This is a genomic window from Paenibacillus ottowii (assembly GCF_006874425.1).
GTDB classification, from domain to species: Bacteria; Bacillota; Bacilli; order Paenibacillales; family Paenibacillaceae; genus Paenibacillus; species Paenibacillus ottowii.
Genome location: NZ_VIJZ01000007.1, coordinates 46,293 through 59,800, shown reverse-complemented (window position 1 = coordinate 59,800; position 13,508 = coordinate 46,293). Strand labels below are relative to the sequence as shown.

Here is a 13,508-nt window from a genome sequence, read left to right as displayed (position 1 = left end):
TTTCGGTATATTACCGAAAACCCTTTTTTCAATCGTGGTTAAGGCTGAACTACGCCTTGTTCCTTTTGTTATATTTAATAAAAGCAATCACAAGCGCTACAGCAAACAATATTCCGCTGACTACCCATGTGGTCAGAAATGCCATCCCCAGACCGACATTAGCCCCCATGGTCGGGTGCTTCATGGCAGTAAGCACCGAGCCCTGCATCATAAATATGGTACAGAACAACACAACGGGCGCCAAAATAATCGTGCTTGCCGTCTTCCGACTACCAGATACTGCAATCACGCACAGAGCGGAAATCACCAAGATTACCCAATAGATAACTGTTTCCCAAATCGCAGAAGTGCCCACCAGTTCGACCTCTTTTCTATCCATCGTATATACCTCTTCCATTGTAACAGACGTCACACAGTGAACCAAGCCATAATTTGAACAGAAAAGGGCTAAACCCTGCGGACAATGTAAATAATGTATCGTAGCAGCAGACCCCACATAGAAGAAATGAAAGGAATTGATCTTATGAGAAGTGCAAGTCCTTATGTGATTGTAAATGATTTGCAGCAGTCAGTCGACTATTACCAATCTGTTTTAGGCGGAAAAATCAAAGTACTGAACAAGCAGGAAGGCAGGCTTCTACATGCCGAACTACACCTAGGCAGCAGTCATATCCATTTTTCTGATTCCTACGGTAAACCGCTGAAAGCGCAGCATGTCCAAATCATTCTTGACTGTGAAAGTGAGAACGAGCTTAAACAGGCTTACCATGCACTATCAGAGAAAGGTACCATTACCGTAGAATTACAAGATACCTTCTTTGGCGCGCTGCATGGCGAAGTAACGGATCATCTTAATCAGATTGGATGGGTCATGAACTATTTTAAAAGATGATCACGTTGAGCCATAGCCGAATATGTTTTGTAGCCACCATCAACGTTCCTTACTCGATAGCCTGATTGGGCCAGAATTCTGGCCGCTAGATAGCCGCGCAGCCCGACTTGGCAGGATACCGCGATCTCCAGATCACGAGGAATCTCCGACATTCGCTCTCTAATCTCGGCCAGAGGAATATGAATGGAACCTGGAATGGCTCCTCCCTGTAGCTCCACCGCATCCCGGACATCAATAACAAGACCACCATTGCGGTGAAAATCGTCAACTTCATGCCATTGTATCGTCTGGACCAGTCCATCCATAATATTCGAAGCTACGTAACCCGCCATATTCACAGGATCTTTAGCTGAAGAATAAGGAGGTGCATAAGCAAGTTCGATATCTGCCAGTTCACGGACATTTAATTGGCCGCGAATCGCCGTCGCAATAACATCAATCCTTTTATCCGCGCCATCAGCCCCAACAGCTTGTGCCCCGTAGATCATTCCGGTCTTCGGATGAAAGAGCAGCTTCATCGAAATGGGGGACGCGCCAGGATAATAACCGGCATGTGAACCGGGATGAATATGAATAGCCTGATAAGGCACAGCCAGCCGCTGCAATGTTTTTTCATTGTTACCTGTAGAAGCTGCGGTCAATGCAAAGGTCTTAATTACGGATGTTCCGAGCGCACCATCATAAGAAATCGCCTGACCATTAATATGATCCGCTGCCAAACGTCCCTGACGATTGGCTCCCCAGGCCAGCGATACCATCGTTGCAAACCCATGATTGCGGTCTTTGACCTGGATGGCATCCCCTACCGCATAAATGGCCGGATCACTGGTTTGCAGCTGAGCATTCACCTGAATAGCGCCGCGAAACCCTAGTTCCAATCCGCATTGCTTGGCCAGCTCATTTTCAGGCACAACACCAATCGCCAGGATCACTATGTCTGTCTGAAGCATTTCCCCCGAGTTCAAACGAAGCTGTGCCCCCTGCTCTTCAAAAGCTGCGACTCCTTCCTCTAAACGCACCTCCACCCCGTTCAGCTTCATATGCTGCTCCACCAGTTTGGCCATCTCAGGGTCAAGTGGATTTAACACTTGTTGTCCCATATCAATGACGGTTACTGAAAGCCCACGCTCCCGCAAATTTTCAGCCATCTCCAGCCCAACAAACCCGGCCCCAATTACCGCGGCATGCTTGGGTTGCCTTTCATCTACATATGCCTTAATAAGGTCGGTGTCATGAATGTTTCTTAACGTAAATACATTTATAGCCTCATGTAATCCGGGAATGTCCGGTATCATCGGTTTGGCTCCCGGCGATAATACGACAATATCGTATGACTGCTCATCCGTCTCCCCTGTGATCATATCGCGGTAACGGACAAGCTTATGCTTGCGATCTATTTGTATTACTTCTATTTGCACCCGTACATCTATATTAAAACGGTCTCTAATGCCTTGAGGCGTCTGGAGAAACAGCTTCTCCCGCGCCTGGATTGTTCCCCCAATATAGTAGGGAAGACCGCAGTTTGCAAAAGAAACATGCTCACCGCGTTCAAACAGAATAATCTCGTCTTCCTCATTCCATCTACGCAATCTCGCTGCGGCAGAAGCTCCACCTGCTACCCCGCCAATAATAATTATTTTCCTACCCAATTGCTTCCCCTCCTCATATACCCTATGGGGTATAATATATACCCGTAGGGGTATGTTGTCAACAAACAAAAAAGGCGGAGGTTGCCCCCGCCTGCTCAAACCCTAAACGAAACCCGCCTTGAATCAGAAATCACTTGTGACTGCTACAAAAATTCCTATTTCACCGGGCTCAATAAACCGCCAATATTTGCTTGTTACTGTTGACTGACCGCGATTGCCTGCTCCAGATCATACAAAATATCTTCTATTGCTTCGGTCCCGACAGATAGACGCAACAGTTCCGGTTTAACTCCGGCAGCCACCTGTTCCTCTGCATTCAACTGCTGGTGGGTTGTGCTTGCCGGATGAATAATCAAAGACTTGGAATCGCCTACATTCGCCAGATGAGAAAAAAGCTTCACATTTTCAATTAGCTTGCTCCCCGCCTGACTCCCGCCTTTAATACCAAAGGTCAGGATCGCTCCTTGTCCCTTTGGCAAATATTTTTGGGCTAACTCGTAGGATGGATGGCTCGGCAATCCAGAATAGCTGACCCACTCCACATCCTTGTGGCTTTCGAGATATTGCGCTACCTTGAGGGCATTCTGACTATGTCTTTCCAGCCGCAGATGCAATGTCTCCAACCCTTGAAGCAGCAGCCATGAATTAAACGGAGAAATGGCTGCTCCCAAGTCACGCAGCAATTGCACCCGTGCCTTGATAATATACGCGATAGGCCCCACCGCCTCGGTGTATACAACCCCATGGTAGCTTGGGTCAGGCTCAGTCAGTCCCGGGAAATGGCCACTGGCTTTCCAGTCAAACTTGCCGCTATCCACGATTACCCCGCCAATAGACGTACCGTGTCCGCCAATGAACTTCGTTGCCGAATGCACCACAATGTCCGCTCCATATTCGATAGGACGCAATAAATAAGGGCTCGGGAACGTGTTATCCACAATCAGCGGAATACCATATTCGTGTGCAATCGCCGCTACAGCTTCCAGATCCAGCACATTGCCCTGTGGATTGCCAATCGTTTCGGCAAATATGGCCTTTGTTTTATCCGTAATGGCATGGCGGAAATTCTCCGGCTCATCCGAATCGACAAAATGCACCTTAATCCCCAATTTGGGCAGTGTGGTAGAAAACAGATTATATGTACCGCCATACAGGCTGGAGGCGGATACAATTTCATCTCCAGCTCCCGCAATGTTCAGAATAGAAAAGGAGATCGCCGCCATTCCTGAAGCTGTGGCCAACGCGCCAGCCCCGCCTTCCAGTGCGGCGATCCGTTGCTCGAATACATCCGTGGTCGGATTCATCAGACGCGTATAAATGTTGCCGAATTCTTTCAGCGAGAACAAATCAGCCGCATGCTCGGAATCCCGAAACCCATATGAAGTGGTCTGGTACAACGGAACGGCGCGGGCAAAGGTATGAGGATCAATCTCTTGTCCGGCATGGACAGCGAGGGTTTCGAATGACAGCTTGCGTTCTTCTGACATGATTATTGCCTCCCTTGTTATACGTGCTGTATGAATCGTCTCTTCCTGTATGCGTAGTCTTGGATGATTTTTCAACTATTCTCGCACAAAAAGGACGATTTGGGAAGATAATTCTCATTATTCAGGTAGGATATTATTATTTTACTGAATGTTCAAGTTTCGGACCGGAAGGTTTTGCCCAAATGCTCACCCAGACCAAAATAATGGCGGAAATTATAGATGAGCGGACTCCACTTTGCCGGATCAATATGATTCTCACCGCGGATGATATCCTGATGAGCATGCACTTGTACAGCTTGGGTTTCAACGATCGCAAAATAAGGGGAATGGCCAGGAATCCGGATTTCTTTCACCCTAGCTTCGATTTGAATAGGGCATTCCCTGATTCGGGTGGGCCGGACTCTATTCGAGTCAATCGCAGTCAGTCCGCTGATCTCATACTTATCTTTGTGATATGTAAATCCATTTTTCTCTTTTTCCACTGGAACAGGATTCTTGCCTGTAAAAGGAGCTAACCGTTCTACATTTTCCCACATGGAAGGTCCAGGAACATTGATTACACATTCGGGATGCCGCTCCATATTTTCTAATGCTTTGCCGCCTGCTCCAATGCCTAGTACCACACAATCTCCTAATGCCCACGAGGAGGAAATAGGGCTAATATTGGTCGTTCCATCCTCATTCAGCGTGTTGAGTAAAATCACAGACGTTCCATAATATAAAATGCTAGGGGTTATCGTTTGTATGCTTGGGCTGACATTCGATTGATTTATTTGATTCATTGAGTCCATGTCCTCTTCTCCTTCTGTTCAGATATGCCTCCTTATTGTAAAATGTAAACATTTCAACCTTCATCGAAGTATGGATTACAAAGGGGGATAATCGTGCCATGAGCACCAAATCAAATGTAGCCATGATCGCTTCTCTCGTCAGCGAGCCTTCCCGTGCAGCCATTCTCACCGCCCTATTAGACGGCAGATTCCACACGGCAAGTGAATTGGCCCATATGGCAGGCATCAAACCGCAAACCGCCAGCTTCCATCTGGCTAAAATGACCGAGGCACAAGTCGTCACCGTAGAAAAACAAGGGCGTCACCGTTACTATGGCATTCAAGATCCTGAAGTTGCCCAGGTGATGGAGTCACTTTTATCCATAGCTCCACCTGTTCCAATCAAATCATTCAAACAAGCCTCTGAAAACGAGGCCATACGGTTGGCAAGAACTTGCTACGATCATATTGCAGGTTATTTAGGCGTACAGATCATGAGTTTTTTCATTCAAAAGGGGATTCTTTCCGAGGATCAGGACGGACTTCATATTACTCAACAAGGAGAGATTTTCTTCGCTGACTTTCAGATCAACCTCAAGAACACAAGACAAAAGCGTCGCTCCTTCTCACACAAATGCCTGGATTGGAGTGAACGACGCCATCACCTTGCCGGTGCCTTAGGAAAGGCTCTCTTGGATAGATTATTCGAATTACACTGGATCGAGCATCTGCCCACAACCCGCGCGATACGCATTACAGCCGATGGTAAAAGAGGTTTTAAGGAGGTTTTTGAGATAGAGATCAGCTAGATAACTACAGATCTAACCCTTTTCTTATTTCACATTAGATGTTACTTACTGATTAACCTCTCTGAAGAATTCTATCATTTCGCTAAATGATTGCTTGGCTGAATATTCGTGATATCGGGGAGAGTACGGATCGCCGAATCCGTGCTGTCCGTTGAATTTATGTACCCGGATATTACGATTGTCTAAAGTTGAAATGAGCTCATCCACATTAAATGATCGTTCTTCGTGTGGAAAAAAAAGCAGTGTTGGGCAATGTGGAGTTATTTCTAAATAGTTTCGAATACGAGAGCCATAGTATCCTACGATTCCATCAACATATTTTTCTTGGCTGCACAGCCAGGCCATCGTTGCCCCGATACTAAACCCGACGATCAATACCTTTTTATAGCGAGCTCGAATACTTAATAACAAACTTTTGATATGATAGGTAGCGCGTTCAAATCCTATATTCCCCATAAAATGGGCATAGGCAGCCTCCTCTTGCGAATAGTCAAAAGACGTTTCTTTGCCTATTAAATTGGGACAAATGACGTCATAACCCTCATCCGATAATAAGCTACAAAAATTTTGTATATGCTGGTTCATCCCATAAATCTCATGCAGCACGACAATTAGAGTGTCCGACTTTTTATCTATGCTTATCATATTGCTCCTCCAACCAGGTTTGAATATGGGAAAACAAATCTCCCGGAAACGTATATTTATACTTAGCCGCCACCTCCAAGGATAACCGATTGAACAGCTCAAAAGATACAATCAGTGCTGCCCAACTATGATGGGGATCGTATTCCCCAAAAGATTTCTTCAAATCAGCAACAATCTCCTGCTCAGCCCATTCATTCAGAAATTTCTCTGCATGCCAAGTATCATAATCGGCTCCATGTAGGGCTTTGGCATGCCATTCTATCATTTGCAGCAATAATTGTTTACAGTCTGTATCCCGTTGCTTGGCTACCCACATATCATGGCGCAAAATTTGTTTAGCCACATATAAAGAGGCGAAGCAATACATATTAACAACCTGTAGAAAAGCCGTTTCAGATATCGGGGGCGTAAGTGGGGTCGTTGTGGTTTGAGGGATGATTAGGTGTCCATTTCCCGTCTTATCGAGCAGCATCCTTACCCCCGGAATTCAAAGTGATGCTTCTGATGCACACACTCATCAAATCAAATTCTTCATCTTTATCTTGTGATATAATTCCTTCATTATCATCGTATGGAAGGATGGTGCAGATGTCGGAGCAGCAAGTGTACGTCCGATTCCCAGAAGAGGTGGACGTCGCAGAATTGACAGCAATGTACAAACGCAATCGGGAGTTCTTTGATAAGTTTTCACCAGAACACCAAGAAGACCACTATACGGAGGAACACCAGCTTCAAACGATTATTAAAAGTAAGGCTGACATGGCGGAGGATCGGAAATATTCCTTCGTGGTGTGCCACAAGGAGGACGACCGGATTATAGGTAGTATAGGTCTATCTTTTGTGGTGAGGGGCCCCCTTCAGAGCTGTATGATCGGATACAGCTTAGACCAAGCTTATAACGGCAAGGGTTATATGACGGAGGCGGTGAAGCAGGTGGTTCGCTACGCTTTCGATGAACTAAAGTTTCATCGGATCGTCGGAGAAGCCTCTCCTCGGAACCCAGGGTCCATCCGGGTGCTTGAGAAGGCTGGCTTTCACAAAGAAGGTATTTCTCGAAGCAACGTAAAAATTAATGGAAAATGGGAGGACCATCAGGTTCTGGCGATTATAAATCCGGCAGAGGATATCTAAGCTTTCAGGGTAAACATTCGTTTAAGCACTGGAGGTAGTAGATAGGAGTGCCAAATTACAGTATTCTTATTATTGTAATTTGATTTTCAGAAATTTCTAAGGAGGTTATTATGAATTATCAATCCATCAAACTGAGTGAAAAGTTATCTAAGTTTAGTGAACATTGGTCTCCGAAAGTTATTGGTGAAATGAATGACTACCAATTTAAATTGGTAAAAATAGTGGGGGATTTTGTATGGCATGATCATCAAGATACCGACGAGGTCTTTATTGTACTTGAAGGCGAGATGTTCATTGATTTTAGAGATGGGCGTGTACAGGTTTCCCAAGGAGAAATGTTTATTGTACCTAAGGGAGTCGAACATAAGCCCTTCGCACAGAAAGAGTGCCATATCATGCTAGTAGAGCCGAGGGGTATAGTAAATACTGGAGGGACGGAGTCAGAATTAACGGCAGCCAATGATGTTTGGATTTAAATACATGAAAAGAAGAATTAATCAAATGGCAACAGCGGCAGCCTAAGACTTTATTTTTAAGCCTTGGTTCACCGCTGTTTGATTTATTTTTCTTATACGCATCTAATTCCGGAATTGAGCCGGAGTTACTAGATCGTTCAGGATTAGATCATCTAGGTTCTTCTCCTGCTACAAGATCTACGCGAAATTCAAGCTGGTCTCTCATGAAAATTTTTCCTGATATCTTGACTGATTCTGGCTTAATCTCCTCTACTATTCCCCCGTAATCCTCAAATGTCACGCGTAGTTCCTCATCAACGGATACCACATATACATGCGCCTGGACCAAAGCGGCTCCAAACAGCTCTATGTCGGTCTTTAATCTTTTATATGTACGTTTCACAACGATCACCTCAAATATTTTCATTCGTTAAATTATATATCGATTCCTTCTGCAACAAGCATTTCTGCGTATGTTATCTCAATTCTTTATATAAAAATTAAATTCCAAAATATTACTTACATTTGAATATATATCATTTAATGTTTGGACAATTATCCCAATCCAGTTTTATAATTCACTTGTTATTACATAATTTTAGGAGGAAGTCATGAAAAATAAAATGTTTAAAAGAATGGGAAGTATCTTGCTAGCCTTACTTATTGGAGCTTCAGTGCTTTCTTTATTCCCTACAGTTTCGAGAGCTGAAACAACAAATGTAACTTGGTCCGACGGATCTCTTAGTAGAACAATTTCTTCTTGGAATTATACTGAGGTTGCCAGTAAAGGGAAGAGCTCAGGTAAGTGGTATTGGGAAATATCCACTAATTCTACTCAAGCAGCTATCGGAATTACTAACTCAGATAAAAGTAAAATAACTAGATATTATGGTTACGATGGTCAAAACTTCTTATATAACTCTTCCGTTCTTGCATACTCTTATGGTTTAACTTTTGGACCGAATGATGTTATTTCTATTGCTCTAGATTTAGATAATGATAAACTCACTTATTATAAAAATGGCGTTTCACAGGGAATTTCACGCTATAAACCTTCTCAAATCGGCAGCACTGTATATCCATCAGTGACAAGACTTAATTTATCATTACCATTAGTTGCAACAGCTAATTTTGGAGCAAGTGATTTTAAATATCCGATTCCAGAAGGATTTTTTCCTTACCAAGATTCAGGTATATCTACAACACCTGGGTCATCTACAACGCCTGGATCATCTACAACACCTGGATCGTCTACAACACCTGGATCGTCTACAACACCTGGATCGTCTACAACACCTGGGTCATCTACAACACCTGGGTCATCTACAACACCTGGGTCATCTACAACACCTGGATCATCTACAACGCCTGGATCATCCACAACGCCTGGATCATCTACAACACCTGGATCATCTACAACACCTGGATCATCTACAACACCTGATTCATCTACAACACCTGGGTCGTCCACAACGCCAGATCCGTCGGATACAGATGGTTCCTCACAGCCAACTGGTGACCGCGCTATTCTAACTGTAACGATGGACAATGGATTTGATAAAGAATTCGATCTAAGTAAAAAAGAATTAAACGCCTTCATCGCTTGGTACGACGCTAAAGATGCTGGCAGAGGTCCTTCATTTTTTGCCATTGATAAGCACAATAACAACAAAGGTCCATTCAGTAACCGTAAAGACTACGTAATCTTCAACAAAATTCTCACATTTGAAGTAAGTGAGTATTCAACCAAATAAACATAAGGTTTGCAACACGCTCCTTTCAATAAAAAAGCGCAGCTTCCAAAAAGCATGGAGGCTGCGCTTATATTTTAGTAAATTGCTCTTGAATGAGTGCTAATAACAAACCTAGACTTGGCTTCCAACTTGGTTTGGATTAAGATCTATATTTTTAGTATACACCTTGTTATTAATGAGACTGATGATGCTGTTAATAATAATTGAGGTAAGTACCGTTAACAATATTAACCATAACAAGATCAAGATAGATACCTTGGGGAAGAAAACAATGCTCTGAAAATAATAATAACAAAAAAAGGTGTGGGTTAGCCAAATATTCATTGAATTTTTCCCTAAGTAAGCGAAAGGTCTGGTTAGTTTTAATTTATTCATTAAATGAATACTAACGAGGATAACTACAGGAGCTATTATCATGTCAATCGTTGTCTTCTCAAACAATTGACTCGTAGTACGAAAACGGAATAACAGCACAAGAACAATAACATCAAATAGTATATTATTAAAAATAATAGAATTGTAAATCTTATTCATCCATGAGTACAATTTATATTTCGCAAAGAACAACCCTATCATAAATGGCAATTGCCAATACATAATGCTGTAATAGTTTCCTTGTGAATAGGAATTATAAAAAACTAGACCCGCAATTAGAAGCGTTACCCATGCATTACGTTGAAAGGCTTGGAAGGTTACCGGAAAAATTAATAGCAGCAGGATATAGTCATACAAAAACCACCACTCACCATTATATGAACTGGATAACGCTATAAAATTCCGCAAAAAATCCATTGTTGTGTTATGTTGGAATCTATCGGAATTCCCAAAAAAGTACAGACCTACCGGAATAAAAAGTAAAAAAACAACCCAGTAGTTTATCATGATTTTGCTTAATCTTGTAAAGCTTTTCTGCATTAAATGCTGTGGATTTTGAACATTGCTCTTGTACAAACCATACCCACTCAAAAATAAAAAAATAGAAATGGCGATCTGACCAAAATGCCCTAAATAGAATTCTCCTCTCTCATGAAATAAACTAAATAATGAAACATAGTCATATTTTAACCGGTCAGGAAAAGCAAAAAGATGGTGGATCAAAAGTAGTATTACAGCAATCCCTTTCGCAATATTTGTTTCTACAAGCTTTAATTCCTTGTCATGATGCACACAGTATCCTCATTTCTAGTTGTAATGGAATAGAGATATATTAGCACAAACAAATAATATAGAATATTTATTTTTTTGTACATCCTATTACGTCCCATTTTTATGCAAAAGAGGCGCCCCACAAAAGGCAAAAAAAGCTTTCCATAGCCACCTTTGGGGTGATTACAAAAAGCTAATCTGCTTTGCGGCGACTGCACCACTTACTTAAAATTTTTCTGGAAACTGTTTGACAATGCCTTCTGTAAGAATGTCCGCTAAATGAATCATATGGATCTCATTTTTATCGGTTGCTGCAATATCTGCTTTCCAGTCTCCTTTGATACAGTTAAGGACTATTTCCGTTATCAACTGAAGGTGCGTATACAGCATATCTTGTAGCGTTTTGAACTGCCAGTTCGGATTCGCTGCACTTAAAAATTTGGCGATATCATCGGCGTTTGTATGCCAAACTGCTTCTAGCTTTTTCACGTCTGCCTGATTACCTGCTTTGGCAGCCGCTACTATCTTCCCTGCGATCAGAATATGCTCTCTCAGAAGATCAGCCAGCTTATTACCGGCAGCTTCCCCATAATAAGGCTTGATCACATTGCCGATATCCTGTTGGTTCCGTAAAAGTCGGTCCAATACGTCTTTCTGATCCGGACGATTAGATACGGCACTGACAATATAGCTTCTCGTCCATATGGTATGGTCGATCCATACCTTCTGCATATCGACCTTCAGTTGCACCATTTTGGGACTTAGGCAAGTGGAGCCCTTTTCCTCCCCCGCCTTCGCTTGCACGACGACTAATGGAGTCATGCTAAAGACGAGCGCCAAGGTTAACGACAATGCCAGTAACCATTTATTTTTCACATTCATCTGCTCCTCTTACGTTTGGAATAAACAGGCTGTCTTATTATGATTGAAACATCTAATTTTATACTATCCTTACAACCATCTTGCAAAAACATAATTTCGTTTTTCAAAACACAAAAAAGGCCTGCCGGTACTTGCCAGCAGAGCCCAAGACTCCATGATCCAAGTAAAAAAGTAATTCTGATGAACAAGCTACGTTCTGAATCACCCATATAATCGTTTAGATGCTAAATCCTTTTGGAGAATAGGCCATGCCGATGGGCATGACTATTTTGCCCGGTGGACCGTCAGGTTGACCCGATTCGTCTCACACATAAATGTAGAGAGATGAACAGGCTCATCGTTTGCATCAAAAGCAATTTTCAATATCCGGAATAAGTTCGCCCCGATATCACATTCCAGAAATTTCGCATAATCTTTAGTCGCACCGATCACATCAATGATCTTGTCATTGCTCACGATCTCGGTGTTATAATCCTCCGCCAGAATCTTGTAAGTCGATTCTTTCATTGCGATCTTTTTTTCCAAATCCGGAAACCGGGTCAGCGAATAATGGGCTATATCATAAAAAAGCGGGCGGTCATCTACATACATCAAGCGTTCAAGCTCCAACACAGGGCTGCCTTCTTCAATAAGAAGATGTCCAGCCACCTCTTCAGATGCCGGGATTACTTCGCTTCTTAATATCCGTGAGTTTGGAATCATGCCCAGCTGGTGGCTGAACTCCGAGAAACCGCTTACGGATAACAGTTCATTATGAAATTTGTTGGAGGCCACAAAGGTGCCTCTACGAGGAATTCGCGTCAGGGTTCCTTCCCGCACGAGCTCCTCAATTGCTTTCCGTATAGTGATTCGGCTTACACTATAAGTATCACAGAGTTCTGCTTCGGTTGGAATCTGTTCATCCGGTTTGTACCGTCCGTCCTGGATATCGTTCTTCAACATTTGCCTGATCTGCATATACAGCGGCTGGGGGGTTGAAGGATTCAAATTCATGGTAAATTCATCCTTATCCATCAATGATTATAATAAGTATTATACATTGATGATCATCTCCAGTCACCATGCACCGAAATAACCTACCGTCTTCCCAGCTGTAATTGTCCCAAGCTCCAGGCAGTCCTCCGCTGAAAGCCCTTTCAATCGGCCGTAAAGGAACCCGGCAATGAAGGAATCCCCAGCTCCCATCGTATCCACGACGTTCACCTTACCCACGCCGTGCGGAAAGAATTGTTCGCCATCGTAAGCAAGCGAACCGTTCTCCCCCAAGGTAGCTACAGCAATCTGCGCTCCTCTTTGCTTGACCTCTACCAAAAGTTGGCGGATATAATCATCATCCTGAGTGTACGAAAAGAATGGATAGTCTACATAGGGCGTTAACGTTTGTACCCGATCATCCTGCAACTGATCCGAGAAATCAAAGGAAGTGATCAGGCCCTTTTCCTTAAAGAGAGGAAAGTACGGATCGGCATGTCCCCATATCCCTGAGTGGACAAGCTGATAATTGACAGCAAAATCGATCTCTTCTGCTGTAAGGAAAAACTGTGCCATAACTCCCTCGTCGTATTCGCCGAACCTCCGGTCATTCTCCACCATCTCCACGTGGGTTACCGCTGTTTTTCCGTCCTTTTTTGAAATTCGGGAAGTATCCACACCCTTGTCCTGAATAGCCTGGATCATGATCTCCCCATAAATGTCGGTGCCCACCCAGCCCAGATAGGCCGTCTTTGCACCCATTTCAGTTAAATAGACGGCCACATTCACCGGATTGCCTCCAGGATAGGCTTTGCCGCTTGCTTGATAGACATCCATGCAATTATCCCCGACTGTAATGATTCTCATCTTGCTCCCGCCTTCCCTGCTATTAAAGAATGAGCACTACGAAGTAGTG

Annotated in this window: 16 protein-coding genes; 5 read left to right on the top strand and 11 right to left on the bottom strand. The window is 43.3% G+C overall.

Going from position 1 to position 13,508, the window contains the following annotated elements:
* Positions 1–49 precede the first annotated feature (49 nt).
* Positions 50–379: a hypothetical protein gene (locus FKV70_RS16805; protein ID WP_063211924.1), complete on the bottom strand. Its 330-nt coding sequence runs from the start codon at positions 377–379 to the stop codon at positions 50–52.
* A 144-nt stretch (positions 380–523) separates the two neighbouring features.
* Here FKV70_RS16805 and FKV70_RS16800 point away from each other — a divergent pair, with 144 nt between their 5' ends.
* Complete coding sequence (locus tag FKV70_RS16800) at positions 524–892, top strand: VOC family protein (protein WP_142613552.1); 369 nt, start codon at positions 524–526, stop codon at positions 890–892.
* Here the strand turns inward: FKV70_RS16800 and FKV70_RS16795 are convergent.
* The 3 genes from FKV70_RS16795 to FKV70_RS16785 form a co-directional block, all read right to left on the bottom strand.
* Positions 877–2,541 carry a CoA-disulfide reductase gene (locus tag FKV70_RS16795; RefSeq protein ID WP_142613551.1) on the bottom strand — a complete coding sequence of 555 codons (1,665 nt, stop codon included), beginning with the start codon at positions 2,539–2,541 and terminating at the stop codon, positions 877–879. The genes FKV70_RS16800 and FKV70_RS16795 overlap by 16 nt on opposite strands.
* A 194-nt stretch (positions 2,542–2,735) precedes the next feature.
* On the bottom strand, positions 2,736–4,028 hold the full coding sequence (locus FKV70_RS16790) for a homocysteine synthase (RefSeq protein WP_142613550.1): 1,293 nt from the start codon (positions 4,026–4,028) through the stop codon (positions 2,736–2,738).
* A gap of 152 nt (positions 4,029–4,180) precedes the next feature.
* A complete protein-coding gene (locus FKV70_RS16785; RefSeq protein WP_142613549.1) occupies positions 4,181–4,819 on the bottom strand; it encodes a flavin reductase family protein in 639 nt (212 codons plus the stop codon).
* A gap of 98 nt (positions 4,820–4,917) precedes the next feature.
* Between FKV70_RS16785 and FKV70_RS16780 the strand changes: the two genes are divergently transcribed.
* Positions 4,918–5,607 carry an ArsR/SmtB family transcription factor gene (locus FKV70_RS16780; protein WP_142613548.1) on the top strand — a complete coding sequence of 230 codons (690 nt, stop codon included), beginning with the start codon at positions 4,918–4,920 and terminating at the stop codon, positions 5,605–5,607.
* Positions 5,608–5,652: 45 nt separating this feature from the next.
* On the opposite strand, the gene FKV70_RS16775 is transcribed toward FKV70_RS16780, so the two are convergent.
* Positions 5,653–6,252 (bottom strand): dienelactone hydrolase family protein, encoded by a 600-nt coding sequence (locus tag FKV70_RS16775; protein ID WP_142613547.1) that lies wholly within the window; start codon positions 6,250–6,252, stop codon positions 5,653–5,655.
* Positions 6,236–6,724 carry an aminoglycoside 6-adenylyltransferase gene (locus tag FKV70_RS16770; RefSeq protein WP_142613546.1) on the bottom strand — a complete coding sequence of 163 codons (489 nt, stop codon included), beginning with the start codon at positions 6,722–6,724 and terminating at the stop codon, positions 6,236–6,238. Before FKV70_RS16770 ends, FKV70_RS16775 begins: the two co-directional genes overlap by 17 nt.
* Positions 6,725–6,840: 116 nt before the next feature.
* On the opposite strand from FKV70_RS16770, the gene FKV70_RS16765 reads away from it, so the two are divergent.
* Both FKV70_RS16765 and FKV70_RS16760 read left to right on the top strand, forming a co-directional pair.
* Positions 6,841–7,383 carry a GNAT family N-acetyltransferase gene (locus tag FKV70_RS16765; protein ID WP_142613545.1) on the top strand — a complete coding sequence of 181 codons (543 nt, stop codon included), beginning with the start codon at positions 6,841–6,843 and terminating at the stop codon, positions 7,381–7,383.
* A 110-nt stretch (positions 7,384–7,493) separates the two neighbouring features.
* Positions 7,494–7,859 (top strand): cupin domain-containing protein, encoded by a 366-nt coding sequence (locus tag FKV70_RS16760; protein ID WP_142613544.1) that lies wholly within the window; start codon positions 7,494–7,496, stop codon positions 7,857–7,859.
* Between the two features lie 148 nt (positions 7,860–8,007).
* On the opposite strand, the gene FKV70_RS16755 is transcribed toward FKV70_RS16760, so the two are convergent.
* Positions 8,008–8,241 (bottom strand): hypothetical protein, encoded by a 234-nt coding sequence (locus FKV70_RS16755; protein WP_425280362.1) that lies wholly within the window; start codon positions 8,239–8,241, stop codon positions 8,008–8,010.
* A gap of 208 nt (positions 8,242–8,449) precedes the next feature.
* On the opposite strand from FKV70_RS16755, the gene FKV70_RS16750 reads away from it, so the two are divergent.
* Positions 8,450–9,592, top strand: coding sequence for an SPRY domain-containing protein (locus tag FKV70_RS16750; RefSeq protein WP_142613542.1), 1,143 nt, complete (start codon positions 8,450–8,452; stop codon positions 9,590–9,592).
* Positions 9,593–9,703: 111 nt separating this feature from the next.
* Here FKV70_RS16750 and FKV70_RS16745 read toward each other — a convergent pair whose 3' ends face one another.
* The 4 genes from FKV70_RS16745 to frlD form a co-directional block, all read right to left on the bottom strand.
* Entirely contained in the window at positions 9,704–10,759 is a 1,056-nt protein-coding gene (locus FKV70_RS16745; protein WP_142613541.1) for an acyltransferase family protein, read from the bottom strand.
* 204 nt (positions 10,760–10,963) lie between these two features.
* Positions 10,964–11,614 carry a glycosyltransferase gene (locus tag FKV70_RS16740; RefSeq protein WP_208738417.1) on the bottom strand — a complete coding sequence of 217 codons (651 nt, stop codon included), beginning with the start codon at positions 11,612–11,614 and terminating at the stop codon, positions 10,964–10,966.
* A 270-nt stretch (positions 11,615–11,884) separates the two neighbouring features.
* On the bottom strand, positions 11,885–12,613 hold the full coding sequence (locus FKV70_RS16735) for a GntR family transcriptional regulator (RefSeq protein WP_016819462.1): 729 nt from the start codon (positions 12,611–12,613) through the stop codon (positions 11,885–11,887).
* A 63-nt stretch (positions 12,614–12,676) separates the two neighbouring features.
* Entirely contained in the window at positions 12,677–13,459 is a 783-nt protein-coding gene (gene frlD, locus FKV70_RS16730; protein WP_142613539.1) for a fructoselysine 6-kinase, read from the bottom strand.
* Positions 13,460–13,508: the final 49 nt, after the last annotated feature.